This window comes from Aeromonas sp. QDB62 (genome assembly GCF_027705695.1).
Classification (GTDB): domain Bacteria; phylum Pseudomonadota; class Gammaproteobacteria; order Enterobacterales; family Aeromonadaceae; genus Aeromonas; species Aeromonas allosaccharophila.
The window spans coordinates 23,243-48,926 of sequence record NZ_JAPDCD010000018.1 but is presented as its reverse complement, the minus strand read 5'-3'; the positions used below and the strand labels follow the sequence as shown (position 1 = coordinate 48,926).

The window sequence follows — 25,684 nt, the reverse complement described above, 5'->3', positions numbered from 1 at the left end:
TATCTCCGTAACTTCCTTGGACGTTGGGCACAGCCGGCCCGACCGGGCCGGCTGAGGTTGTATATCAACGGGGTTGATTAGAACTTGTAGTTCGCTCTCAGGTAATAAGTTCTACCGAGCACATCATAAGTAACGGTATCTGTATTCGCTGACAGCGCATTCAAGATAAGTGGTGGTGTTTTGTCAAACACGTTATTAATCCCGGTGGTCAAACGCAAGGCTTTAGTCACCTGATAACGCGCATTCAAATCATGGTAAACCATACTAGGGACATTAAAATCTATGTCATCTGCCGTATAAGTAACACCTTTAATATAACGAGCAGACCAACTCCCTCCCACTTTTTCATTAAACAGATCCAGTGACATTGTTGAGCGCCACTTTGAATAATTGCCAATTTGGTCGCTCACAAACGTGCCCGCATAATCCAGTGTTTCACCATTTGGCTGAGTCACCTCATATTTCTTTAAATATGAGTTTTCCCAGTTAGCGGCAAGCATTGCAAAATCGAAGTCGTAGGCATATTTAACATTAAAATCTACGCCATTGGTTTCCAACGAATTCAAATTTGCATAGGTGGCATCGATCCCCATTATTTTTCCATCTGGCGCGCGATCTATCTTGTCGCAGAACTGGCCACTAGAAAAACACTGATCCAACATATACTGAGGATTAACAACATCAATGACGTCATCCAGTTTAACCGACCAGAGATCGACTGTCAGAGATGCATTTTCTATATACGAAGGGGAATATACAGCCCCCAAAGAGGTACTATATCCTTGCTCTGGTTTTAGCTCGCTATTACCACCGTAGTAAACTGGTTTTTGCGGGTCATCATCTTGCCCTGTAGGATCAGTTAATGGATCAAAGCTCTGTGATTTACCGCTATACAGATCAGAGATTGTCGGCGCTCTGAACACATCAGAATAAGTACCACGCAACATCAGGTCACTATATGGACGATAGGTAATGCTATAACCCATTGCGATATTGTCACCAAATGAGCTGTAATTATCATAGCGTGAAGAGACACTCGCTTCCAAGGACTCTACAAAAGGCTTATCTGACAACAGTGGAACGATCAACTCGCCATACAAAGAGTTAACATCATAGCTCCCCTTGGTGGCGGTTTCTGCATTACCAGTTGCATTACCCAGGGATACCAATGCATCTGGATTAGTTTCACCACTTTCCTTGCGTACCTGATAGCCGGTAGCAAATCCGATAGTGCCTGCTTGCCACTCGAGCAAATCACCAGACAAGTTAAACTCCAATGACTGCTGCTCATTTGAACCATTGTCATTACGGGTAAAACTCGCATACTTGATCGCGTCTTGACTTAGGCCTCCACCCCCAAACAAGTTCCAGGGCACACAACCAGCAATCACTTTTCCACCGGAGTCAAGGCACTGCTTGCCATCCGCAGATGTTGCACCAATGGCATTATTAATGCGGTCCTTCATGAATACATTTTGTTCAGACTCGGTGGTTTTGGTCTTGCCATACACAAACGCGGTATCCCAAGTCCAGGAGTTTTCAAGTTGCCCATCAAAACCTAATACCAATCGGCTAGTTGATGAGTCAAACATCCGATTTCGACCACCGGCTTCAATAGTGCGATACCGCCAATCAGCTATATCTTCACCAGTTGTATTGAATGCATTATCTTTCGAGATTGGATTCAAACCATCAGTGCCAGAAGCCAAGGGGGTCGCGGCCAACAAATAATCTGACTGACGATTTAAATATGATGCCTCAGAGAAAAATCTTGTTTCGCCCAGTACACCCAATTGCCCCAGAGAACGATCTCCGAAGAAAGAAGTGTACCAACGCTTGCTTGGCGTTTTTAAATAATTCTCCGGAGCATAATTGTAGGCATCCGCGACAGAATCATATGGCCGAAGGTTAGTGCTACCTTCAGGCCCCTTTGTCAGAACCCCCTGACTTGTTTTGAAGTAGCCCCAAGGAACACGACTACTACCACCAATATACTGGCCTCCTGCACCATCATGCTCATAATCGACATTGGAAAAAGAGCGAGCTCCGGCCATCGCTTCTTTCTCTTCAACGAGACCCGCTGAGAAAACATAGTTGGAAACATCAGTTGAGCCACCTGCGACCATATTCACATCGTGCGCTTCTGCATCTGACTTACTGGTTTGACCAATTTGACCATTCAGCTCAAATCCATCAAATCCAGTCTTGGTGATAATGTTCACCACACCGCCCACAGCATCAGCACCATAAATGGAAGATGCTCCATTTTTAAGGATCTCAACACGCTCAATAATCGCAACAGGAATAGTATTCAGATCAACCGATGAGTTCGCGCCCGACCCGCCATAGACCATTCTTCTGCCATTCACCAACACCAACGTTCTTTGAGTGCCCAAACCTCGAAGGTTTACGGTAACGGTACCATTGCCACCGTTGTTCACAGATGTACTTTGCGCCTGACCAGAAATAGCAGGAATGCGCTGCAGAATATCGCCAACAGACGTTAAACCACTTCGTTCGATATCGGCCTTGCTCATCACCTGTACAGGTTGCGCGGTCTCAACTTCAACACGAGAGATACGGGAGCCAGTGACTTTGATTTTCTGAAGTTTTTCGACGTTCTGCCCTTCTTCGGCAGATACGGATGGGGCCGCCGCAAGGCTCGCCAAGGCGAACGCAATCGCAGCAGAGATTCTGCTCTTCCTAAGCATCGCTTATATCCTTCCTGGTTGTTTATTGTTTGCTTCCTGATACCGCCCTCTTTGGAGCGATGTGTAAGGCTTATCAATCTTTGACTAGCGACGTCAATGGAGCAGGGGTGTGGCAAGGTCAGGCGTAGAATAAGCGGAGTGTATTAATTTTGACCGGAATAATTAGTGAATAATTCTGCCAAAAACAACCCACACAATGTAAAAACATTGTTAAATGGCGTAAATGGCGCTGAATTAAAATTTGATGAACTTATTAGTTAACGTGCTGTCGGTTTATATCTTATTTTGATTTATCGGCCTTAATAAGAATAAAACACTAACTTCATGAGGGTTGAACCTGACCGCTTCCATGGGGATAACAGTTAAAATCGTCGAGATGATATCGTTTTCCTTCAATTTCACTGCCCAAACAAAAACATTATTAATCAACAACTTAAAAACACCAAAAACTCAAACAAACAGCTGTTTATATTTTTTAAAATAATGTTGAGCAGTAGCGTTTTGTTTTGATTTTCACTTTTCAGATAAAAAACGTCATTTTTCGATGCTTTTGGTCTCAGCGGGTCATTTGTCCCAGTTTTCCATTTCCTTGTACTTGATTTTTGTTGCAGAGCTTTTACAGTGGCCAAGCGGATTGTCTGCTGTTTGGCAACCAATCCAGCGCGTAATGCCAGGAAGGACAGGCCCGTCACCGGATTTGACTGGCCGCAAAAAAGAACAACAAGGACGAGGTTCCACCATGCTGTCGTATTTCCTACGCCGGATGCTTTTGATCATCCCGACGTTTCTCGGTATCACCCTGCTCGTCTTCACCATCACCCGTTTCGTGCCGGGCGGGCCGGTCGAACGCATGCTGCTGCAAGCCCAGGTTTCCCAGAATGAATCTGGCCGCTCCAGCGGCAGCAAGGGGGCGCAGGCCCTCTCCGATGAACAGATCGAGGAACTCAAGGCCTTCTATGGCCTCGACAAGCCGATGCTGGTCGCCTACTGGGAGTGGCTGCAGAAGCTGGCGGTGCTGGATCTGGGCGAATCGACCCGCTACTACGAGCCGGTGTGGGACCTCATCAAGGATCGGCTCCCCGTCACCACCTTCTTCGGGCTGGCGACCTTTCTGCTCAGTTATGCCGTTTCCATCCCGCTCGGGGTGGCCAAGGCCCTCAGGCACAACAGCCGCTTCGACTCGTTAAGCTCCATGCTCATCTACATGGCCTATGCCCTGCCCGCCTACGTGGTGGGGATCTTCCTCATCACCGTATTCGCCTTCCATCTGGAGTGGCTGCCGATGGGCGGTTTTCCGGGGGACGACTTTGAGTACATGGAGAGCAGTTGGGATCAGATCCGCACTGTCTTCGCCCATGCCCTGCTGCCGCTTATCGCCTACGCCATCGGTGATTTCGCCATCCTCACCATGACCATGAAGAACAGCCTGATGGAGAACCTGTCGGCCGATTATGTGCGTACCGCTGTGGCCAAGGGGTTGCCGTTTCGCAAGGCGGTCACCGACCACGCTATGCGCAACAGCCTGATCCCCATCGCCAGTCACCTGGGGTCCGTGCTCACCGTCTTCTTCGGCGGCTCCTTCCTCATCGAGACCATCTTCAACATCGACGGTATCGGCCTGCTCGGTTACGAGGCGATCGTCGAGCGGGATTACCCCACCGTCATGGGCATTCTGGCCATCACCTCGATGCTGATGCTGATTGGCAATATCGTCTCCGATATCTGTGTTGCCCTCGTTGACCCTCGCGTGCGGTTTGGAGAGTGACCATGAACCAGACCCCTCTTGCCATGCCGATGCTGACATCACGTCCTATCGTCTCCGATATCTGCGTTGCACCTTCTGTTGACCCCCGCGTGCGGTTTGGAGACTGACCATGAAGCTCAATCCGGTTACCTTGAAAAAACTCAAGCGCTTCAAGTCGATCAAGCGCGGTTACTACTCCTTCATCATCTTCACCACCCTGGTGCTGCTCTCCCTGCTGGCGGAGCTGCTGGTCAACAGCCGGGCGCTGATGGTGAGCTATCAGGGCCAGCTGCACTTCCCCACCTATGGCGATGTGATCCCCGGCCAGCAGTTCGGGCTCGATTACGAGTACGAGACCAACTACCGCCAGCTCAAGGCCAAGTTTGCCGCAGAGGGTCAGGGCGACTGGGTGCTGCTGCCGCCTGTGCCCTGGAACCCCTACGAGCAGGATTTCAAGGAGGATGCCTACCCGCCCTACGCTCCCAGCGCGGCTGAACGCCACTTCCTTGGCACCGACACCAGCGGCCGCGACGTGCTGGCGCGGCTGGTTTACGGCTTTCGCATCGCCATCGGCTTTGCCTTTATCGCGCTGGCGGCCAGTTACGCTATCGGGGTCACCATCGGCTGCCTGATGGGCTTTCTCGGCGGCCGCTTTGACCTCATCCTGCAACGCTTTATCGAGATCTGGTCCCAGGTGCCGTTTCTCTACGTCATCATGATCCTGGTATCGCTGGCCAAGCCCAACTTCGGCCTGTTTGTCGGCATCAACGTGCTGTTCGGCTGGATGGGGATCACCTGGTATATGCGCACCCTCACCTACAAGGAGCGGGCGCGTGACTATGTGATGGCGGCACGGGCGCAAGGGGCCACCACCGGGCGAATCATCTTCAACCACATCCTGCCCAATACCATGATGATGATCGTCACTCTGGCGCCATTCGCCGTGGTGGGCAATATCTCGACCCTGACGGCGCTCGACTATCTGGGCTTCGGGCTGGCTCCGCCGACCCCGAGCTGGGGGGAGCTGCTCTCCCAGGGCATCAACAATCTGGATGCCATCTGGATCGTCAGCTCCGTGGTGGCGGCGGTGAGTCTGGTGCTGATCATGGTCTCCTTTATCGGCGAGGCGATCCGCGAGGCATTCGATCCGCGCAAATTTACCCGTTACCAATAAGCCAGCCGGTGCCAACTCGCATCGGCATTTGCCAAGTAACGAAGAGTCATTAATGAAGGACGGGCCGCCCCATCGGCGGTCCCGGGAGCAAGGGATAATCCCGTTATCAATCAAGACCCCCAGTGCAGGGGCCAGACCTGGAAGTCAAACATGAAAAATAAAATCAAATGGATAGGTGCTCTCTTTGTGCTGGTAAACGGATCCTGGGTCTGGGCAGCCACCCTGCCCGCGGATCTCAAATGGGAGACCAACGACACCGACCCCATGTTCGCCTCCCCCAAGGCGCTGCCCGGTGGCAGCCTCAATATGTTTGTCGACAGCTTTCCGCTGACGTTCCGCACCGTGGGGCCTGACTCCAACGGATCGTTCCGCTCCTTTATTCTCGATAACCAGTTGCGGCTCATCAGCTTTCACCCCAATACCGGCAACCCCATCCCCTCGCTGGCGACCCACTGGGCCATCGCGCCAGACAGCCAGACCGTCTACTTCAAGCTGGATCCCCGCGCCAAATGGTCGGATGGCAAGCCGGTCAATGCCGACGACTACACCTTCGGCTACGAGATGATGCGTTCCAAACACATCAAGGGGCCCTGGTTCAACAACTACTACACCACTGAAGTGGTAGCGGTAGAGAAGATCGATGAACACACCATTCTGGTCAAAGCAGGCAACCGCAAGGCCAAGATGGATCTGCTCAACACCACCGAGCTGTGGCCCCAGCCCAAGCACTACTACAAGCTGACCCCCAACTGGGTGAAGCAGTACAACTGGGCCGTGGTGCCCACCACAGGTCCCTACGTGATCAGCGACGTCAAGAAGGGCAAGTCGGTCACCTTCAGCAAGCAGAAGGATTGGTGGGCAAAGGATGATCGCTACAACCAGCACAGATTCAACATCGACAACATCAAGGTGCAGGTGATCCGCGACCACAACATCGCCTTCCGCCACTTCCTGAAAGGGGAGATCGATACCTTCGAGATGATCCTGCCCAACTGGTGGCATGAGAAAGCGGTCACCCCGGAGTACAAGAAGGGGTACGTGCAGAAGGTGATGGCCATGACCGATACCAAACAGGGCGGTCAGGGGGTTCACCTCAATGTGGCCAACCCCAAGCTGGCGGACGTAAACGTGCGCCTCGGCATCCAGCACGCCTTCAACATAGACAAGATGATCGAGACCGTGCTGCGCGGCGATTACGACAGAGCCACCACCTTTGACTCGGGCTTTGGCGAGTTCACTGACATCACGCTGCCGGAGCGGGCTTATGACATTGGCAAGGCGCGGGAGTACTTTGCCAAGGGCGGCTACAACAAGCCGGGGCCGGACGGCATCCTGCAAAATGAGAAGGGGGAGCGGCTGACGCTGGCACTCACCTACACCAGTCAGGAGCACTCCAAGCGCCTGACCGTGCTGAAAGAGGAGGCCAAGAAGGCGGGGCTGGATCTGGAGCTCAATCTGGTGGATGGCGCCACCGGTTTCAAGGTAATGCTGGAGAAAAAACACGAAGCAGCCTGGCTCGGTTGGGGCGGCGGCGGTCTCTATCCGCAATATTGGGAGTTTTTCCACTCCGCCAACGCCAACAAACCGCAGACCAACAACCTGTTCAACGTGGCTGACAAGGAGCTGGACGCGCTGATCGATGCCTACAACGTCGAATTCGACATGGCCAAACGGGCCAAGCTCTCCCAGCAAATCCAGCAGCGCATCTATGATCTCGCCATCTTCGTGCCCGGGGTGCAGCTCAACTATGTACGGGCCAGCAGCTGGCGTTATGTGATGCTGCCGGAGGTGCCTGCCACCAAGAACACGCCGGATCTGCTCTACTGGCCGATGGACGGTTATCCTCACAGTAGTGGCGGTCTGCTCTGGCTCGATCCCAAGGTGAAGGAAGAGACTCGCAACGCCAAGGAGGCAGGGGAGGCGCTGGCGCCCATCAACCTGCTCGACAAGACCTATGCACGTCATTGATATTCAGGCCATTGCGAAGGGAGCAGCAGTTATGCCCAACACCCAGGCACCCATCCTTGAGGTCAGCGATCTCGAGGTGGAGTTCGCCGTCGATGACGGCAAGATCAAGGTGCTCGACGGGGTCAGCTTCAAGGTGGCCCCGGGTCAGACCCTTGGGATCGTCGGCGAGTCCGGCTGTGGCAAGAGCGTTACCTCGCTCGCCATCATGGGGCTGCTGCCCAAACCCCACGGTCAGGTGGTCGCCGGCTCCATTCGCTTTCAGGGGGAGGAGCTGCTGTCGCTTGCGCCGGATCAGATGTACAAGGTGCGCGGCAACCGCATCTCGATGATCTTTCAGGAGCCGATGACGGCCCTCAACCCGGTGCAGACGGTGGGGGAGCAGCTGATGGAGGTGTTTCGCCTCCATCGCCCCGAGTATGACAAGGCCCAGCGCAGAGCCGCGGCCATTGCCATGCTGCAGAAGGTGGGGATCCCGGAACCGGCCCAGCGCTTTGCGGTCTATCCCCACAACCTCTCCGGCGGCATGCGCCAACGGGTGATGATCGCCATGGCGCTCTCCTGCGAGCCAGACCTGCTTATCTGCGACGAGCCGACCACGGCGCTGGATGTCACCATTCAGGCCCAGATCCTCGAACTGATGAAAGAGCTGCAAGCCCAGACCGGGATGGCCATCATCTTTATCACCCACGATCTGGGGGTGGTTGCAGAGCTGTGCGACGAAGTGGTGGTGATGTACGCCGGGCGGGCGGTAGAGCAGGCCGATGTGTTCGAGCTGTTTGACCACCCCCGTCACCCCTATACCCACGGCTTGATGAGCTCGATCCCGCGCCTCGAGGATGAGCCCAAGAGCCTGCTCAAGACCATCAAGGGACAGGTGCCAGCCTTGCACGAGATGCCCGCTGGCTGCCGCTTCTCCAACCGCTGCCCCCACGCGACCGATCTCTGTGTCAACGCCATTCCGGCGGTGGAGCAACTCAATCCGCACCACCATGTCGCCTGTCACTACTGGAAGGAGTTGACCGTATGAGCACTCTGTTATCGGTCAGGGACCTGAAACAGCACTTCCGGCTGGGAGGCGGTTTCCTGCGCAAGCAATATACGGTCCACGCGGTGGATGGCATCAGCTTCGACCTGAAACAGGGGGAGACGCTGGGGCTGGTGGGTGAGTCGGGCTGCGGCAAGTCCACCCTCGGACGCAGCCTGCTCAAGCTGTTCGAGCCGACCGCGGGCACCATCACCTTCGAGGGGCGCGACATCACCGCCCTCAGCCCGAAGGAGATGCGATCCCTGCGCCAGGAGATGCAGATGGTGTTTCAGGATCCTGCAGAATCTCTCAACAGCCGCCACACCGTGGGCCAGATTTTGGAAGAACCCTTCATCATCCACGGTAAAGGCAACACCGAACAGCGGCGCGCCTGGGTACAGGAGTTGCTGGCAAAAGTGGGCCTGCCGGGCAGCGCGGTGGATCGCTACCCCCACGAGTTTTCCGGCGGTCAGCGCCAGCGGATCGGCATCGCCCGCGCCATCGCCCTCAAGCCCAAGCTGCTGGTGTGCGACGAGGCGGTCTCGGCCCTCGATGTCTCGGTGCAGTCGCAGATCGTCAACCTGCTGCTCAGCCTGCAGCGGGAGATGAACCTCTCCATCATCTTCATCGCCCACGATCTGTCGGTGGTCAAACACATCTCGGATCGGATCGCGGTGATGTATCTGGGACGGATCGTCGAGCTGGCGGATGCCCAGTCGCTCTATCTGGCGCCGCGCCATCCCTATACCCAGGCGCTGATCTCTGCCATTCCGGTACCGGACCCGCGCAGGCGCAGCCAGCGCATTCTGCTGACCGGAGATGTGCCCTCCCCCATCTCGCCGCCAAGCGGCTGCCACTTCCACCAGCGCTGCCCCCATGCGACCGAGTTGTGCAAAAGCAAGGCGCCCAAGCTTGAGGCGTGTGATGAGTCCCATCATCAGGTGGCCTGTCACACCCCGCTCGCCGTCGGTGGTCACGCCATCAGTGGCAATGCCATGAGCGGTGACAGCAGGCTGGAACAGGCGAGCTAGGCGCAGCGAACCAACACTAGGGTAGAAACAGACGAGGCGGCCATCAGGCCGCCTCGTGCTATCGGGTCACGCTTGCATTATCGCGTCACGGCCGCTGCTCGTCAGGCAATCTGGTAGCGGCCCGGCTTGTGGTTGAGTGTCAACACCAGATTACAGATAACCGCCGCAACGATGGAGAGCGCCAGGATCCAGGGCTGCACCACGAAAAACGAGGCGACAACAATGGCGCAATCGAGCCCCATCTGCAGCTTGCCCGCCCGGATGCCAAAGCGATCCTGAATAAAGAGCGCCAGAATGTTGAAGCCCCCCAGACTCGACTTGTGACGGAACATGATGAGCAGCCCCATGCCAATCAGGGTTCCGCCGATCAGCGCCGCATAGAGCGGCTCTATCTTGCCGATCTGCAACACCCCGTTGAGGTGATCGGTCATGTAGGAGACCGCCGCCACCGAAACAAAGGTGTTGAAGGTAAAACGTGGCCCCATCCGCAGCCATGCCAGCGCATAGAAGGGCAGGTTGATGCCGAAAAACAGCAGGCCGAAGCTGATGCCGGTCACCTTTTGCAGCAGCAGTGCCAGCCCGGCAGTCCCGCCGGTAAGCAGGCCAACCTGATGAAACAGAAAGATGCCGAGGGAAACAAAGCCGGCCGCCGTCAGCAGGGCCAGCACATCCTCATAAATAGGATGGGCAGTGCGAATCGAGGTGTTGTCCATAACCTGTATCCAAGCGAAGTAAAGAGAGAGTGTCTGTCGCCTGCCGTTGCGGGCAGGCTGCGAGCCCTGTCCACAGGGCTTCGTTATGGGGTCCAGTCTATTTTTTGTGAAAAGGATCACAACAGGCAGGCGGAACGCCCCATTCTGGTGCCTGTCATCTGGCATTGACACTCGCTGCACCAAGATGCAGCATGCCGCGGTTTAACCGCGCCATCCCCCCATTCACAGCACGAGGCACTTTTCATGAAGGTCACCATTTTTGGCACAGGCTATGTCGGGCTGGTACAGGCCGCCGTTCTGGCCGAGGTGGGCCATCAGGTCTGCTGCGTGGATGTGGATGATGAGCGGATCGCCGCCCTCAGGCTGGGGCAGATCCCCTTCTACGAACCGGGGCTGGCACCGCTGGTCGAGAGCCATCTGGCCAGCGGCCGCCTGAGCTTTACGGTCGATCCCGCCATTGGCGTGGCACACGCCGACCTGCTGTTGATCGCCGTGGGTACACCAGCTGACGAGGATGGCTCGGCCGATCTGCAACATGTGCTGGCGGTGGCCGACACCATAGGCAGATTGATGCAGCGCCCCAAGCTGGTGGTGACCAAGAGCACTGTGCCGGTCGGCACGACGCAGCAAGTAAAAGAACACATTGAGCAGCAGTTGGCCATGCGTGGGCTGACCCTCGCCTGCGAGGTGGCAGCCAACCCCGAGTTTCTCAAGGAGGGGGCAGCAGTCAACGACTGCATGCGGCCGGACCGCATCATCATCGGCAGTGACAGCGAGACGGCGCTTGAGCAGTTGCGCGCCCTCTACGCCCCCTTCAACCGCAATCACGACCGGATCGTGGTGATGGATCTGCGCAGCGCCGAGCTCACCAAATACGCCGCCAACGCCATGCTGGCCACCAAGATCTCCTTTATGAACGAGATGGCAGCCCTCGCCGAGCAGCTGGGTGCCGATATTGAGGCAGTGCGGCAAGGGATGGGGGCCGATCCCCGTATCGGTTACCACTTTATCTACCCGGGCTGCGGCTACGGCGGCTCCTGCTTCCCCAAGGATATCAAGTCGTTGCGTCATACCGCGGCGAGTGTCGGCTGCGACACCCCGCTTTTAGCGGCGGTCGAGCAGGTCAACCAGCGTCAGCAACAGAAGATGGCGCAAACCCTGCTGAACCGCTTCGGGCCGGATCTGCGCGGCCGTACCTTCGCCCTGTGGGGACTGGCGTTCAAACCCGGCACCGACGATATGCGCGATGCGCCGAGCCGTACACTGCTAGCCGCCATCTGGGCTGCCGGTGGCCGGGTACAGGCCTTTGATCCCAAGGCGATGGCACGCGCCCGCCAGCTCTACGGCCAGCGGCCGGATCTGCTGCTCTGCCCCACTCAGGAATCGGCGCTGGAAGGGGCCGATGCTCTGCTGATCTGCACCGAGTGGCAGGCGTTTCGCGCCCCCGATTTCCAGCAGCTGAAGGCCCTGCTCAACCAGCCCGTTATCATCGATGGCCGCAACCTTTATGACCCGCGCCAGCTCAGCGAGCTCGGCTTTGACTATCACGCCATCGGGCGACCACATCTTCCCGCCAAAAAGCAGCCAGCCAGCACCAACTGCAACCCGGAGATCCAACCATGATCTATCTGGTCACCGGCGTCGCTGGTTTTATCGGTTTTCATGTGGCCAGCCAGCTATGCACCGCCGGTCATCAGGTGGTGGGGATCGACAACCTCAACGACTACTACGAGGTGAGTCTGAAAGAGGCGCGGCTGGCCCAGCTAGCCAGTTTCACCAATTTTCACTTCGAGCGGCTGGATCTGGCGGATCGCGAGGCGATGGCGACCCTGTTTGCCAGCCACCGTTTCGAGCGGGTGGTCCATCTGGGGGCGCAGGCGGGGGTGCGCTACTCTATCGACAATCCGTTCGCCTATGCCGACAGCAACCTCACCGGCATGCTGACGGTGCTGGAGGGGTGCCGCCACCACGGTATCCAGCACCTCATCTACGCCTCCTCCAGCTCGGTCTATGGCATGGGGGAGCAGATGCCCTACTCCACCGCGCAGCAAGTGGATCACCCCGTCTCCCTCTACGCCGCCACCAAGAAGAGCGGCGAGCTGATGGCTCACGCCTACTCGGCGCTCTATGGTCTGCCCACCACAGGGTTGCGCTTTTTCACCGTCTACGGCCCCTGGGGTCGCCCCGACATGGCCATCATCAAGTTCACCCGCGCCATCCTCGCGGGGGAGCCCATTGACGTGTACAACCACGGCGATCTCAGCCGCGACTTCACCTTTATCGACGACATCGTCGCGGGGATCCTCGCCGTGGCCGATCAGTCTCCCCGACCCAATCCTGACTGGCATGCCAGCGAGCAGAGCGCGGCCGAAAGCGCAGCCCCCTACCGCATCCTCAATATCGGCAACGGCCAGCCGGTACGACTGCTCGATTTTATCGAGGCGCTGGAAGAGGCTCTCGGCAAACCCGCCATCAAGCGGATGCTGCCGATGCAGTCGGGCGACATGCACGCCACCTGGGCCGACAGCGAGCCGCTGCACACCCTCACCGGCCTGCGGCCCGCCACGCCTCTCAAGCAGGGGGTCGCCGAGTTTGTCCGCTGGTATCTCGACTACTACCGGCCTGCACCTTGACGATGCCAAGCAGCCCCTCGGTCATTGATGAGTTAATCCGGTATCACTGGTTTGCCATGGGTTTTAGGATGGCTGAACTCACTGGCGGCATGGGCTTGTGGGGCGAACGAATGCAGTGAGGGGCGTCGAAAGGCGGCACCGAATGTTCAATCGCCAGCGGCAACAGCCTGCCCAGAGGACGGAGATAACGATGAAAAGTGTGATAACACCACGGATTGGCAGCGGCGCAGCGCGATATACTCAGCGCGCTCTGTGCCACCCGGGAACAACTCCCGACCCCAGGCGCTCTGTCCGTGGCCACGCAACACCCCCATGACGACAAGGAGCCACCCATGATCCGAACCCTGCTTTTGAGCGGCGCCGCCATCGCGGCCTATGCCCTGACCCAAAGCCACGCACTGCTTCCCCTGCTCAGCCTGCTTGCCCTGCTTTCGCTCTGGGTTGTCAGCGAAATTGGCAGCTTCTTCGCGCGCTTCCTCCCGCCGTACTGGATGAGCAGGAGTATCACCACGACTTCTAAGCGACCGAAAAGCCTCGATAAACGGCTCGCTCGCCATTGGTTCCATACCGTTTTGATCTCTGAAATCTCCGGGCTATAACAACAGGATCCACTGGATTCGTGGCGATAGCAGCCATGTTCCTCTATATCTTCTGTACTCAAACAGGAGATAACCCATGAGGCACATCAGCGAAAACGGACTGTTTTTGCTGCTTTTTTTGTCGTTGTTACTGGCAGGAATGCCGTGGGCGATGGCACAGGGCAGGGATTTCAGACAAGCCCCCAGGGCGCTGACGGCGATCAAGCAGGGCCAGGCAGCCCAGCAAAACGGTCATCTGCAAAAGGCGATAGCCCTCTACTGTGTCGCGGCCAGCACCGGCAACCCCGAAGGGTACTTCCGGATCGGCCGCCTGCTCGCCATCGGCCCCGCCTCGGTGCGCAGCGCCAAGCTGGCCAACAGCTATCTCGCCATGGCGATGCGCCTTGGCAACCAGCAGGCCGCCCGTTACTACAACGCCCGTATCGGCAATGCCCCTATGGGGGATCAGTGCGGCATCGGGATCCGTGGCGGTCAGGGGGGCTATCTGGCGCAGCTCCCCTCCACCCCCTTCAATGTCGACTCCTGGGTTGCGCGCCAGCCCCCCGCCAAGCAAAAACTGGTCACCATGCTGCGCCACGCCGCCAAACACCATAAGGTGGATGCCCGGCTGGTGCTGGCGATTGCCATCGCCGAATCCAACCTCAACAGCCGCGCCGTTTCACCCAAGAATGCCCAGGGGCTGATGCAGTTGATCCCCGAGACCCAACTGCGGTTCGGGGTGACCCGTCCATTCGATCCGGCCCAGAACATCAAGGGCGGCGTCACCTATCTCAAGTGGCTGGATCGCCGCTTCGATGGCGACTGGGTGCTGATCTCGGCGGCCTACAACGCCGGGGAAAAAGCGGTGGAACGCTATGGCGGGATCCCCCCCTATGACGAGACGCAGGAGTATGTAAAACGGGTGCTCTACTTCGCAGGACACAAACAACCCTGATCCCTATCACCAGAGCGGGATCCAGATAAACCGTTCTATTTACAAAACAATTAATAAATTGCGCAATCGTTTGCTTGCAAGTAGAATCCGGCGCTTTCCCGCAGTCCTGACAGGTAAAACATGAATTTCTTTAAACGGTTGATGTGTCTGATCGCACTGTTTTGCGCCCCCTTCACCCACGCTTCCAACCCCGCATCCGCCCCCATCCTGATCCAGGGGGCGATGGACGTTGAGGTCGATACCCTGGTCGCCGCCCTGCAAGAGAAACAGGTGCTGACTATCGGCGCATGGACATTCTGGCAGGGCACGCTGGCTGGCTATCCGGTGGTTATCTCCCGTACCGAGGTGGGTCTGGCCAATGCAGCAGCCGCCACCACCCTGGCCATCGAGCGCTTCAAGCCGCGTCTCATCATCAACCAGGGCACCTCGGGCGGCCATGATCCGGCGCTTCATCGCGGTGATATCGTGATCGCCACCAAGAGCTTCAACATGGGCGCTTATCGCAGTGACTTTACTCCGGCAGATCAGGGCATTGATCCGCGCAAATGGCACAACTTCGAGGTGACCATGCGTCTGCGGGAAAACGGCAAGCTGGTGGAACACTCTTCGTTTGCCGGTGACCCCGAGCTGGTTGGCCGCGCCCTTGGCATGGCCGACCGCTATCAGCACGGTCGCGTGGTGGCAGGCATCATCGGCACTGCCGATGAGTGGAACCGTCAGGTCGCCCGCATTAACTGGCTGCACCAGACTTACAACACGGCGGCCGAAGAGATGGAAACCGCCTCCGCCGCCCTGGTCGCCGAAGCCTACAAGGTGCCCTTTGTCGGGGTGCGAGTGCTCTCCAACACCGACATCCATGGCGAGGATTTCGATCCGCAAACCGCGATCCACTGCCAGCAATTCGTCATCGACTACACCAAAGCCCTGATCAACAGCTTTAACAAGGCTTGATAATGTCAGAGAGGCCGCCGCAATGGTGGCCTCTCTGTCTTGTCACCCTCCAGCCCCAACCAGACCGCCCCCCTCCATCTGCCTCTCAAGTCAGTCAGCAACAATCATCAGTAGACAGCCACCTTGCGCCCGTAGTGACGGTAATACCCCACCAGATTGCTGACCAGAAACAGTCCCTCCATCAACGCCGCCACCGGTGAGCCCACCAGCAGGTTGTTGCCCAGCCAGCAGAGGGTGCCGAGCAGCATCCAGCGCCGCAGTTGGCGATCGTCGGGGCAAAACGCAGCCCGGGTTTGCAACAGGCTCGCCAGCAGCCCAATCCATGAGAGCAGGCCCTGATAGGTCGCCAGCGCCGCCGCACAGGCCAACCCCATGAAAAACCACATCAAGATGCGGTTAACCAGCCAGATACTGACCAGAAAGCGCACGCTGGCCAGCAGCAACAGGCTGGCGGCCGACCACTGCCCGAGCAGGGCAAAGTGACCGGCATTGAGCGCGCAGGATAGGGCCAGACAGGCCAGGATCCTGCGGCGATCCCGCAACTGAAACGACAACAGATCGAGCAACAAGGCCAGGCTCACCACCAGTTGCGACCACAGAAACAGCGACATCATCCACACCTCGTCCGTCATTTGGATGGCGCAGCATGAAGTGGCAACCAGCAGGTGGCATTAACCTGTGTTAATGCGGCGGCGGATCCGCGACAGGGTGACCGGGCTGATACCGATGTAGTTGGCGAGCTGTACCTGAGTGAGCCGCGCTGGCCAGTGGGGGAAGGTGTGGCAAAGCTCCCGATAACGCTCTTCGGGAGAGTGCAGCAGCAAGAACGCCTCCTTGCGATCCTTGTAACCCAGCTGCTGGCGCAACAGGGCCATGCAGACCGGCTGCCAGGCGGGCTCATCCAGCAAGGCGAGCGGCACCCTCACCACCTGCAGTTCCGTCAGCGCCTCCAGCTGGTAGCGGGCGGGCGACCCCGTGAGCCAGCTGTCATAGAGCAGGCAGAGCTCCCCCTCGAAGTAGAACTCCTTGCAGCGCTCCTGCCCGTCCCGGGTGTAGTGGCAGGCACGGGCGATGCCCGCTTCGATATAGAAGGCAGCATCCTGTTCGGCCCCTTGCGCCAACAGTGTCTGCCCGGTGCGCAGCGTCTGCCGTGGCAAGCGCAGGCTGATGGCTTCGCTCAAGGCGGTATCCAACCCCATTATGCACAGAAAGGCGGCCAGTGAGGGAACTTGAGGGGATGGGATCATGAGGGCTCCGGGACAAAACGGCAGCCCACATCATGCCCAAATTGCACGGCTGATGCAGCAAGACGTGACCCCGTCGGCAAAGGGGGGCGCCAACCGGGCGCCACCTTTGCCCACCCCTGTCCGTTGGTTTACAATCGACGGGTTTTTTGGAACCCGGTTGACCTGTGTCGACCTGGCCCCACCACGACATCAGTCTGTTAGTGCCAAGACATTAACCTGCTGAAAAGGAAGAGAATTAGCCAATGGCTCAATTTATTTACACCATGAACCGGGTCGGCAAGGTCGTGCCGCCCAAGCGTCATATTCTCAAGAACATCTCCTTGAGCTTCTTCCCGGGCGCCAAGATCGGCGTTTTGGGTTTGAACGGCGCCGGTAAATCGACCCTGCTGCGCATCATGGCGGGCATCGATACCGATATTGAAGGGGAAGCCCGCCCGCAACCCGGCATCAAGATCGGCTACCTGCCCCAGGAGCCGAAGCTGGATCCGGAGCAGACCGTACGCGAAGCGGTCGAAGAGGCCGTTGGCGAGGTGAAGCGCGCCATGGCCCGTCTCGACGAAGTCTATGCGGCCTACGCCGACCCGGATGCCGACTTTGACAAACTGGCCCGCGAACAGGGCGAGCTGGAAGCCATCATTCAGGCTCAGGGTGGCCACAACATGGAAAACCAGCTGGAGCGTGCGGCCGATGCCCTGCGCCTGCCAGCCTGGGATGCCCAGATCAAACACCTCTCAGGTGGTGAGCGTCGCCGTGTGGCACTGTGCCGTCTGCTGCTGGAAAAGCCGGACATGCTGCTGCTGGACGAACCGACCAACCACCTGGATGCGGAATCCGTGGCCTGGCTGGAGCGCTTCCTGCACGACTACGAAGGCACTGTGGTCGCCATCACCCACGACCGCTACTTCCTCGACAACGTGGCTGGCTGGATCCTGGAGCTGGACCGCGGCGAAGGTATCCCGTGGGAAGGCAACTACTCCTCCTGGCTGGAGCAGAAGGATGCCCGTCTGGCGCAGGAAGCAAGTTCCGAAGCGGCCCGTCGCAAGTCCATCGAGAAAGAGCTGGAGTGGGTTCGTCAAAACCCGAAAGGCCGTCAGGCCAAGTCCAAGGCCCGTATGGCTCGCTTCGAAGAGCTCAACACCAACGACTACCAGAAGCGCAACGAGACCAACGAGCTGTTCATTCCGCCCGGACCGCGCCTCGGCGACAAGGTGGTGGAAGTGGCCAACCTGTGCAAATCCTACGGTGATCGGGTGCTGATCGACGATCTGTCGTTTGCCATTCCGAAAGGGGCCATCGTCGGCATCATCGGCCCGAACGGTGCCGGTAAGTCGACCCTGTTCCGTATGATGTCGGGCCAGGAGCAGCCGGATTCCGGCGCCATCACCCTGGGTGACACCGTGGTGCTGGCTTCTGTCGATCAGTTCCGCGACAGCATGGATGACAAGAAGACGGTATTCGAGGAAGTCGCTGACGGTCAGGATATCCTGCGCATCGGCAACTACGAGTTCCCGAGCCGCGCCTATATCGGCCGCTTCAACTTCAAGGGTTCCGACCAGCAGAAGCGGGTTGGCGAACTCTCAGGTGGTGAACGTGGTCGTCTGCACCTGGCCAAGCTGCTGCAGACCGGCGGCAACGTGCTGCTGCTGGATGAACCGACCAACGATCTGGATATCGAAACCCTGCGCGCCCTCGAGAACGCCCTGCTGGAGTTCCCGGGTTGTGCCATGGTCATCTCCCACGACCGCTGGTTCCTCGACCGTATCGCCACTCACATCCTGGATTATCAGGACGAGGGCAAGATCGAGTTCTTCGAAGGTAACTTTACCGAATACGAAGAGTGGAAGAAGAAAACCTACGGCGCCGAGGCGATCCAGCCCCATCGCGCCAAGTACAAGCGCATCACCAAATAAGGCTGACTGCGTGTTGAGGGGAGCTTCGGCTCCCCTTTCTATTTCCTTTTAGCTTACAATCCAAGACGGATGCCTTTGCATGGATGTAGCACGATGACGACCCCCATAGAGAAAAAACTCACCATCCAGATCCGGGTTGAACCGGGTTGCCTTGGGCCGGATGGCAAGGCGCACATAGAGACCTTCTGTGCCGCTGCCGCCAAGATCTTCGCCGCTATCTACCCTGATCTTGTGAGCTGGGTGCTGATCCCCCGCTACGACAAACAGCTGCCGGAGCAAGAGTTCTTTATCGAGGGGCGCAAGCTGACCGAAGAGCAGGCCAGTCTCTTTCTGCGCCGCTTCGGCCGCGAGCTGGGTGAGGTTCAAGACCGGCTCGACTCCGTGCTGGCCCAACTGGTCGAGCGCTACTTCAAGACACTTTAAGCCCCCTTTTCCGATAAAATGTTCTCTGCTGAGAACCTTTTTTTATGCTCAAAAAGCAAACGTTTGAATTTTTACTCTATTCATTGATCTGCTTCGCAGATCCAGGGTTTGTAAACGGCGCCGCCTGTGTAAAAATGTGCGCGCTGTCACGGTATCAGGACGAGTCTGGTTACTTAACCGCCAGAAACAGGGCAATTTACCCCGCATGGATGGGATAGCCCGTTCCCCTGCTGCTTATTTCACGTCACCTATTGGAATCCAACATGAATCAACAACACCAAGCTGCCAATCAGGCCGCCGGGCAAGGATTGCTTGAGCGCCTGTTTGCCCTGCAAGGCCATGGCACTACCGCCCGCACCGAAGTGATCGCCGGCATCACCACCTTCCTGACCATGGTCTACATCGTGTTCGTCAACCCGCAGATCCTCTCTGCGGCTGGCATGGACACCCAGGCCGTGTTCGTCACCACCTGCCTGATCGCCGGTATCGGCAGCATCCTGATGGGCCTGTTGGCCAACCTGCCCATCGCCCTGGCTCCCGCCATGGGCCTCAACGCCTTCTTCGCCTTCGTAGTGGTCGCAGGCATGGGCTACTCCTGGCAAGTGGGTATGGGCACCATCTTCTGGGGCGCCATGGGCCTGCTGATCCTCACCCTGCTGCGGGTGCGCTATTGGCTGATCGGTAACATCCCGCTCACCCTGCGGGTCGGCATCACCGCCGGTATCGGTCTGCTGATCGCCCTGCTCGGTCTGCACAACGCCGGTATCGTGGTCGCGAGCCCCGCGACCATGGTGACCGTGGGCAACCTCACCTCCCTGCCCTGCCTGCTGGGTCTGCTCGGTTTCTTCCTGATCTGCATCTTCTCTGCTCGTGGCGTTCACTCTGCCGTGCTGATCGCCATCGTGGTCACCACCACCCTTGGCTGGCTGTTTGGCGATGTCACCTTCAAGGGCTTTGTCTCCATGCCCCCCAGCATCGAACCGGTATTCGGTCAGCTGGATCTGATGGGTTCGCTCGACATCAGTCTTGCCGGGATCATCTTCTCTTTTATGCTGGTCAACCTGTTCGACTCCTCCGGCACCCTGATTGGCGTCACCAACCGCGCCAAGCTGGCCGATGATCGCGGCCACTTCCCGCGCATGAAGCAAGCGCTGATGGTCGATAGCGTCAGCTCCGTCGGCGGCGCTTTCATGGGCACCTCCTCGGTCACCGCCTTTATCGAGAGCAGCTCCGGCGTCGCCGTCGGCGGCCGCACCGGTCTGACCGCCATCATCGCGGGCATCCTGTTCCTGCTGGCCATCTTCTTCTCCCCGGTTGCCGCCATGGTGCCAGCCTATGCCGCTGCTGGCGCTCTTATCTATGTGGGCGTACTGATGTGCTCCGAGCTGACCCGGGTCAAGTGGGAAGATCTGACCGAAGCGGTACCGGCCTTCATGACCGCGGTGATGATGCCGTTCAGCTTCTCCATCACCGAGGGGATCGCCGTCGGCTTTATCTCCTACTGCGTGATGAAAGCAGGCACCGGCCGCTGGCGCGAGATCAACCCCTGCGTGCTGGTGGTCGCCCTGCTGTTTGTGCTCAAGTTCGTCTGGGTCGACAGCCACTAAGGGGCACTCTGCCCCAATAAAAATGGCTATGTCCCAATTACGTGTTGAAAGGCTAATCTTGACGTAGGCCATCACCTTGAGGTCTACCATCATGGATACCCCAGCCTTTCAACACCTGTTGTCCCTCTTTCCCCAGTTAACCCTGCGCCAGCGCCGTGTTGCTCAGCAGGAACTCACTGCACCCCACACCATTACCTCACTCAATACTCAGTTACCGGCATGCAGTGGCTGCCCACATTGTCAGGCCGATGTTACCCAGCTGGCGCCTTGGGGATGGAGTCGGGGACTGCGCCGCTACCGTTGCAAACAATGTCTGCGCACCAGCTCCATCCTCACCAAGACGCCTCTGGCCCGGTTGCGTAAAGCACAGTGCTGGGAAGACTACGCGCAAGCCCTCATCGAAGGGCTGACCGTCCGCCAGGCAGCGCGGCGCTGTGGGGTCAGCAAAAACACCGCCTTCCTCTGGCGTCACCGCTTCTTGCGTGCCATGGCAGGCCATCAAGCCACACAGGAAGAGGGCATCGTTGAGGTAGACGAGACCTTCTTCCTTGAATCGTTCAAGGGGCAACGGGGGCTGCCGCGTCCGGCACGTCATCGCGGTGGTAAAGGTCGAACTCGTGGAACCAGGTCGGATTACATCCCTGTGATGGTGGTGCAAGACAGGGCAGGCCACCATGCGGATTTTCAGCTGGAGAAGATAAATGCCGAGGCGGTCATCGCGGTCTTGACGCCGCTGGTGTCACCGGATGCGGTGCTGTGTAGCGATGGTGCGGGTGTGTATGCCAGTTTTAGCCAAGCGCAGGGCGTCACCCATCAGGTAGTGCGCAATCGCCAGGGCGAACGGGTGGTCGGTGCGTATCACATCCAGCACGTGAACGGGTATCACCATCGGTTGAAAGAGTGGATGGAGCGGTTCCATGGTGTGGCGACGCACTACCTGATGAATTATTTGGGTTGGCGCAGGATGCTGGAGCGTTACGGGAGGGGCGTAAATATCAAAGCGTGTTTGCATGAGGCGCTGGGGCACCCCATGCAGCACGTAATTGGGACATAGCCATAAAAATACCAGTCAGCTGACTGGCATTTTTTTATCCCAAAATATTCTCGGCCTGTGCGCTGGCCATAAAAAAATCCGAAACCAGTGGTTTCGGATTTTTTCTATTCAGCATGTGGCAGAGTTGGGTTATTCCCTCGCCTGCCACCTTGGCAGAACTTACTCGGCAGCCATGCGGGCTTCGATGTAAGCCAGTGCGCGGTCGATACGAGCCAGTACCCGCTCTTTGCCGACCAGCGCCATCACGGCGTCGATACCCGGGGACTGACCCAGACCGGTCACGGCAACGCGCAGCGGCATGCCGACCTTGCCCATGCCCTGACCCAGCTCGGCGGCAGTGGCTTCAATCAGCTCGTGCAGCGCTTCAGTGGTCCAGCTATCCAGTGCAGCCAGCTTGGCCTTGGCCAGAGTCAGCGGCTCGGCTGCGACGCCACGCAGGTGCTTCTTGGCAGCCGCTTCGTCGATCGCCTCAAAATCTTCGAACAGATAGCGGCTCTGGGCAGCCATCTCGACCAGGGTGTTGCAGCGCTCGGCCAGCAGGGTGACTACCGCAGGCAAGGCCGGGCCATTGCTGGTATCGATCTGCTGGTTTTCCATGTGCCAGGCCAGATGCTTGGCCACATAGACCGGATCTAGGCTGCGCATGTAGTGGTTGTTCAGCCACAGCAGCTTGTCGGTGTTGAAAGCAGAAGCAGACTTGGAGATGGCATCCAGGCTGAACAGCTTGATCATCTCGTCGAGGGTGAAGATCTCCTGATCGCCGTGGGACCAGCCCAGACGTACCAGATAGTTCAGCAGCGCTTCCGGCAGGTAGCCGTCGTCGCGGTACTGCATCACGGAAACCGCACCGTGGCGCTTGGAGAGCTTGGCGCCGTCGTCACCCAGGATCATGGAGACGTGGGCAAACTCCGGTACCGGCGCGTTCAGCGCCTTGTAGATGTTGATCTGGCGCGGGGTGTTGTTGATGTGGTCTTCACCACGCACCACGTGGGTGATCTCCATATCCCAGTCATCGACCACTACGCAGAAGTTGTAGGTCGGCGCGCCGTCGGTACGGCGAATGATCAGATCGTCCAGCTCGGTGTTGGCAAACTCGATGCGGCCACGAACGTGGTCATCGAACACCACGGAACCTTCGGTCGGGTTGCGGAAGCGGATGACGTGCGGCGCATCGGCCGGGTGATCGTGGGCGTGATCGCGGCATTTGCCGTCATAACGGGGCTTCTCGCCGTTGGCCATCTGGCCTTCGCGTAGCGCTTCCAGACGCTCCTTGGAGCAGTAGCACTTGTAGGCGCGGCCATCGGCCAGCATCTCGTCGATGATGCCGTTGTAGCGATCGAAGCGCTTGGTCTGGTAGTAGGGGCCCTCATCCCAGTTCAGCTCCAGCCATTCCATGCCCTCAATGATGGCGTCGATCGCCTCCTGAGTGGAACGTTCCAGGTCGGTATCCTCAATACGCAGCACGAACTCACCGCCCTGGTTCTTTGCAAACAACCAGGAATAGAGTGCGGTACGGGCACCGCCGACATGCAAAAAGCCGGTCGGGCTGGGAGCAAAACGGGTTTTGACTTTCATCTTTAAGCCTTGTGTAGAGGGCCTTGGGCCAATTCGTTAGAAAAAACCGTCGCATTTTAGCACCGACCATCACGGATGGGAAAACCATGACGCCATTGCGGGCTAAAGTAGGGGATTAAATCTGTCACCATTTTCATCTGTAGCCCGATATTTGAAGAGGATCGCAAAACAGAAGCCCCGTTTCCGATTTGCTATGCACAATGCTGGAGAGCTGCCTCCTCCGGTCGATACTCAGATAACGCTCACCACACTTCTCACGCACAAGGAAGAGACGATGCAGTTCCGTTCTATCCAGAATCGCATTCTAGTGATGGCCGGGATCGCCATGACCGCAGCCCTGGTCATCCTGATCCTGCTCAACCAATACTCCGGCCAACAAACCCAACAACTGACCATCAGCTCCAGCCGTGAAGCGCTGCAGCAGGAGGCATGGCAGAAGGTCAGCGCCAACGCCCGCGCCGAAGCGGCCACCATCACCCAACTGTTGCAAAAGGGGCTCTCCTATACCCAGCAGATGGCGAGCGCCCTCGCCCTGCAACAACAGGGCAAACTGCCGCTGGATCGCCAGCAGGTGACCGACCTGCTCAAGGCACAGCTCAACCTGGAACCACAGCTCTATGGCGCCTTCGCCGGCTTCGAGCCCAACGGTTTCGACGGTCAGGATGCCGCCTTCGCTGGCCAGACGGCGCTGGGCAGTGACGACAAGGGGCGCTTCGTGCCCTACTTCTATCGCGACAAGGAGCAAATTGGCACCGATCTGCTGCTCTCCATCGAAAAAACCAACCCGGACGAATTCGGCAATCCCGCCAACGACTACTACGCCTGCCCGAAACGGGAAGGTCGCTCTTGCCTGATCGACCCCTTCAAGGTGGACATCAACGGCCAGCAGGTGCTGGTGAGCACTATCACTACCCCCATTCTGGTGGGCGGTCAGTTCAAGGGGATCGCTGCGCTGGACCTGGCGGTGGACTCCATCAGCCGTCAGGCCAAGAGCCTCAACAGCAACATTTATGACGGCCAGGGGGAAACCCTGATCGTCAGCGCCGCTGGCGTCATTACCGGCACCAGCGGTGATGCCAGCCTGCTTGGCAGCCGCGCCGACAAATTGCTCGGCAATCAGTGGCAGCAGTACCTGAAACCGGAAGTACAGCGTCAGGAGCTGGACGAATCATTCCGTATTTCAGTCCCCATCATGGTGCCGGGGATGAGCCGCAACTGGGCCATCATCGTCACCCTGCCCTACAAGGTGGTGCTGGCAGGGGCCGATCAGCTGGAGAGCCAGCTCAACGAGATGAACCGGGCCGCCGTGACCCAACAGCTGGTCGGCGCCTTTATCGTGCTGGTACTGGCGCTGGCCACCATGCTGGTGATTGCCCGCAGCATCACCGGCCCCATCCGTCAGATGGTCAGCCTGGTGGATGACATCGCCGATGGCGAAGGGGATCTCACCAAGCGCCTCGCGACCCGCTCCGTCGATGAGCTGGGGGATCTCGCCAAGGGGATCAACCGCTTTATCGACAAGTTGCAAGGGCTGCTCGGGGATGTGCTGAAAACGGCCAGCGAGGTGAACCGCCACGCCTGCGACACCGATCGCATCGCCGGTCAGACCGACACCAACCTGCAACATCATCAGGCGGAGATGGAGCAGATGCTGACCGCGGTACAGGAGATGTCCTACGTCAGTCAGGAGGTCGCCACCCACGCCAACAACACCGCTGACTCGGCCAAACAGGCGCAAAGCGCGGCGGATCAGGGCAAGGAGCGCTTCCAGCAGGTGATCCAGTCGATGCACAAGGTGGCGGCAGAAGCCGGGAAAGGGGCCGAAGTGGTCGAAGGGCTGGCTCACGACAGCGCCCAGATCACCAGCATCCTTACCGTCATTCAGGGGATTGCCGATCAGACCAACCTGCTCGCCCTCAACGCCGCCATCGAGGCAGCACGGGCTGGCGAACAGGGACGTGGTTTTGCGGTGGTCGCCGACGAGGTGCGCAAACTGGCGGGTAATACCCAGCAAGCGGTGCAGAACACCCAGGAGTTGATCGAGAAGATCCGCCAGAGTTCCAGCAATGCGGTCAACGCCATCACCCAGAGCCAGCAACTGACCCATCAGGCGGTGAGCGAAGCGGATCTGGCGGAAGAGGCGCTCGGCAGCATCTACAAGGCCATCTCGACCATCAACGACATGACCTATCAGATCGCCTCCGCCGCCGAGGAGCAGAGCTCGGTTTCCGAAACCGTCTCCGGCAACCTGTCAAAAACCAACGCACTGGCCAACGACATTGCTCAGGATGCGACCGAAACGGCCAAAGCCAGTCAGGCATTGCGTCAGGCGGCCGACAAATTACAGCAATTATTGGGTCAATTTCGTCTCAGCTGATAATTTTCC

Annotated in this window: 20 protein-coding genes; 15 read left to right on the top strand and 5 right to left on the bottom strand. The window is 58.1% G+C overall.

Features of this window, described 5'->3' with window-relative positions; genetic code table 11:
* Positions 1-77 precede the first annotated feature (77 nt).
* On the bottom strand, positions 78-2,711 hold the full coding sequence (locus OKC27_RS10805) for a TonB-dependent receptor (protein ID WP_042656689.1): 2,634 nt from the start codon (positions 2,709-2,711) through the stop codon (positions 78-80).
* 739 nt (positions 2,712-3,450) lie between these two features.
* Between OKC27_RS10805 and OKC27_RS10800 the strand changes: the two genes are divergently transcribed.
* The 5 genes from OKC27_RS10800 (at position 3,451) to OKC27_RS10780 (ending at position 9,652) form a co-directional block, all read left to right on the top strand.
* A complete protein-coding gene (locus tag OKC27_RS10800) occupies positions 3,451-4,476 on the top strand; it encodes an ABC transporter permease subunit (protein WP_182938938.1) in 1,026 nt (341 codons plus the stop codon).
* Between the two features lie 109 nt (positions 4,477-4,585).
* Positions 4,586-5,629 carry an ABC transporter permease gene (locus tag OKC27_RS10795; protein ID WP_182938937.1) on the top strand — a complete coding sequence of 348 codons (1,044 nt, stop codon included), beginning with the start codon at positions 4,586-4,588 and terminating at the stop codon, positions 5,627-5,629.
* Positions 5,630-5,779: 150 nt separating this feature from the next.
* Positions 5,780-7,597, top strand: a complete 1,818-nt coding sequence (locus tag OKC27_RS10790; RefSeq protein ID WP_182938936.1) for an extracellular solute-binding protein — start codon at positions 5,780-5,782, stop codon at positions 7,595-7,597.
* A gap of 31 nt (positions 7,598-7,628) precedes the next feature.
* Positions 7,629-8,624 (top strand): ABC transporter ATP-binding protein, encoded by a 996-nt coding sequence (locus OKC27_RS10785; RefSeq protein WP_270806242.1) that lies wholly within the window; start codon positions 7,629-7,631, stop codon positions 8,622-8,624.
* On the top strand, positions 8,621-9,652 hold the full coding sequence (locus OKC27_RS10780) for an ABC transporter ATP-binding protein (RefSeq protein ID WP_270806241.1): 1,032 nt from the start codon (positions 8,621-8,623) through the stop codon (positions 9,650-9,652). The genes OKC27_RS10785 and OKC27_RS10780 overlap by 4 nt, the downstream gene beginning before the upstream one ends.
* A gap of 101 nt (positions 9,653-9,753) precedes the next feature.
* Here OKC27_RS10780 and OKC27_RS10775 read toward each other — a convergent pair whose 3' ends face one another.
* Positions 9,754-10,365 (bottom strand): YitT family protein, encoded by a 612-nt coding sequence (locus OKC27_RS10775; protein ID WP_005349421.1) that lies wholly within the window; start codon positions 10,363-10,365, stop codon positions 9,754-9,756.
* A gap of 243 nt (positions 10,366-10,608) precedes the next feature.
* On the opposite strand from OKC27_RS10775, the gene OKC27_RS10770 reads away from it, so the two are divergent.
* The 5 genes from OKC27_RS10770 to mtnN all read left to right on the top strand — a co-directional run bounded on the left by OKC27_RS10770 (position 10,609) and on the right by mtnN (position 15,482).
* Positions 10,609-11,988, top strand: coding sequence for a UDP-glucose dehydrogenase family protein (locus OKC27_RS10770; protein ID WP_270806240.1), 1,380 nt, complete (start codon positions 10,609-10,611; stop codon positions 11,986-11,988).
* On the top strand, positions 11,985-12,998 hold the full coding sequence (locus OKC27_RS10765) for an NAD-dependent epimerase (protein ID WP_270806239.1): 1,014 nt from the start codon (positions 11,985-11,987) through the stop codon (positions 12,996-12,998). The genes OKC27_RS10770 and OKC27_RS10765 overlap by 4 nt, the downstream gene beginning before the upstream one ends.
* Positions 12,999-13,330: 332 nt before the next feature.
* Positions 13,331-13,597, top strand: a complete 267-nt coding sequence (locus tag OKC27_RS10760) for a hypothetical protein (RefSeq protein ID WP_270806238.1) — start codon at positions 13,331-13,333, stop codon at positions 13,595-13,597.
* Between the two features lie 76 nt (positions 13,598-13,673).
* The gene (locus tag OKC27_RS10755; protein WP_182938930.1) at positions 13,674-14,531 is read left to right on the top strand and encodes a lytic transglycosylase domain-containing protein; all 858 of its coding nucleotides are present in this window, start codon (positions 13,674-13,676) and stop codon (positions 14,529-14,531) included.
* Between the two features lie 120 nt (positions 14,532-14,651).
* The gene (mtnN, locus tag OKC27_RS10750; protein WP_182938929.1) at positions 14,652-15,482 is read left to right on the top strand and encodes a 5'-methylthioadenosine/S-adenosylhomocysteine nucleosidase; all 831 of its coding nucleotides are present in this window, start codon (positions 14,652-14,654) and stop codon (positions 15,480-15,482) included.
* A 107-nt stretch (positions 15,483-15,589) separates the two neighbouring features.
* Here the strand turns inward: mtnN and OKC27_RS10745 are convergent, their stop codons facing one another.
* Positions 15,590-16,096, bottom strand: coding sequence for a YgjV family protein (locus OKC27_RS10745; RefSeq protein WP_182938928.1), 507 nt, complete (start codon positions 16,094-16,096; stop codon positions 15,590-15,592).
* 57 nt (positions 16,097-16,153) lie between these two features.
* Positions 16,154-16,729, bottom strand: a complete 576-nt coding sequence (locus tag OKC27_RS10740; RefSeq protein ID WP_182938927.1) for a Crp/Fnr family transcriptional regulator — start codon at positions 16,727-16,729, stop codon at positions 16,154-16,156.
* Positions 16,730-16,971: 242 nt separating this feature from the next.
* Between OKC27_RS10740 and ettA the strand changes: the two genes are divergently transcribed.
* From ettA to OKC27_RS10720, 4 genes are all read left to right on the top strand, one after another.
* Positions 16,972-18,639 carry an energy-dependent translational throttle protein EttA gene (gene ettA / locus OKC27_RS10735; protein ID WP_182938926.1) on the top strand — a complete coding sequence of 556 codons (1,668 nt, stop codon included), beginning with the start codon at positions 16,972-16,974 and terminating at the stop codon, positions 18,637-18,639.
* A 93-nt stretch (positions 18,640-18,732) separates the two neighbouring features.
* A complete protein-coding gene (locus tag OKC27_RS10730) occupies positions 18,733-19,062 on the top strand; it encodes a hypothetical protein (RefSeq protein WP_042656677.1) in 330 nt (109 codons plus the stop codon).
* A 263-nt stretch (positions 19,063-19,325) separates the two neighbouring features.
* Entirely contained in the window at positions 19,326-20,669 is a 1,344-nt protein-coding gene (locus OKC27_RS10725; protein WP_042059992.1) for an NCS2 family permease, read from the top strand.
* A 91-nt stretch (positions 20,670-20,760) separates the two neighbouring features.
* On the top strand, positions 20,761-21,723 hold the full coding sequence (locus tag OKC27_RS10720) for an IS1595 family transposase (protein WP_182938925.1): 963 nt from the start codon (positions 20,761-20,763) through the stop codon (positions 21,721-21,723).
* 159 nt (positions 21,724-21,882) lie between these two features.
* On the opposite strand, the gene gltX is transcribed toward OKC27_RS10720, so the two are convergent.
* Positions 21,883-23,298, bottom strand: coding sequence for a glutamate--tRNA ligase (gltX, locus tag OKC27_RS10715; protein ID WP_182938924.1), 1,416 nt, complete (start codon positions 23,296-23,298; stop codon positions 21,883-21,885).
* A gap of 274 nt (positions 23,299-23,572) precedes the next feature.
* Between gltX and OKC27_RS10710 the strand changes: the two genes are divergently transcribed.
* The gene (locus OKC27_RS10710; protein ID WP_270806237.1) at positions 23,573-25,675 is read left to right on the top strand and encodes a methyl-accepting chemotaxis protein; all 2,103 of its coding nucleotides are present in this window, start codon (positions 23,573-23,575) and stop codon (positions 25,673-25,675) included.
* The last annotated feature ends 9 nt before the right edge of the window (positions 25,676-25,684 follow it).